This window comes from Xenorhabdus griffiniae (assembly GCF_001028135.1).
GTDB classification, from domain to species: domain Bacteria; phylum Pseudomonadota; class Gammaproteobacteria; order Enterobacterales; family Enterobacteriaceae; genus Xenorhabdus; species Xenorhabdus bakwenae.
The window spans coordinates 1-535 of the sequence record NZ_LDNM01000135.1; the positions used below are offsets into that span (position 1 = coordinate 1).

The window sequence follows — 535 nt, forward strand, 5'->3', positions numbered from 1 at the left end:
CCGGTTGCCAACGCTCTTTAACAAATTAATCAGACAATCTGTGTGGGCACTCACAAGACACTATCTGACGCCGAAAGGCGAAAAAGATTAAAACAGTCTTGAAGAGTGACTGAACAGTTAATTCATTATGAACGGACAGTCAGAATTCTTTGAGCATCAAACACTTTAATTGAAGAGTTTGATCATGGCTCAGATTGAACGCTGGCGGCAGGCCTAACACATGCAAGTCGGGCGGCAGCGGGAAGAAGCTTGCTTCTTTGCCGGCGAGCGGCGGACGGGTGAGTAATGTCTGGGGATCTGCCCGATGGAGGGGGATAACCACTGGAAACGGTGGCTAATACCGCATAACCTCGAGAGAGCAAAGTGGGGGACCTTCGGGCCTCACACCATCGGATGAACCCAGATGGGATTAGCTAGTAGGTGGGGTAATGGCTCACCTAGGCGACGATCCCTAGCTGGTCTGAGAGGATGACCAGCCACACTGGGACTGAGACACGGCCCAGACTCCTACGGGAGGCAGCAGTGGGGAATATTG

At 52.1% G+C, this 535-nt stretch carries 1 rRNA gene; it reads left to right on the plus strand.

What is annotated here, in order from left to right:
• Positions 1-166: 166 nt before the first annotated feature.
• Positions 167-535: ribosomal RNA gene (locus tag AAY47_RS18650) — 16S ribosomal RNA — on the plus strand; the annotation flags it as partial.